This is a genomic window from Streptococcus sp. CCH5-D3, assembly GCF_001556435.1.
Classification (GTDB): Bacteria; Bacillota; Bacilli; order Lactobacillales; family Streptococcaceae; genus Streptococcus.
Window position 1 is genome coordinate 1 of sequence record NZ_LSIW01000045.1, and the last position, 240, is coordinate 240.

Here is a 240-nt window from a genome sequence, read left to right on the forward strand (position 1 = left end):
TTTGATAGTGTTACCATTTTCATCCACATAGTGAACGTAAACATTACCCTTAGGTTGTGCTGGTTGTTCTTTAAGTTTGTAGATGTAAGTAACATCTTTACGTCCTTCGATAACTTTACCTGTTGTAGCGTCTGATGACTCAAGGTGACCTTGTCCATCAACTTTACCTACAGTGTAGTTACCTGCTGGTACCAATTCGTAAACTTTACCATCAGTTGTTGTGATAGTCTTAGGACGATT

At 38.3% G+C, this 240-nt stretch carries 1 pseudogene; it reads right to left on the minus strand.

Features of this window, described 5'->3' with window-relative positions:
* Window positions 1-240: pseudogene (locus AX662_RS10675) on the minus strand (muramidase); the annotation flags it as partial.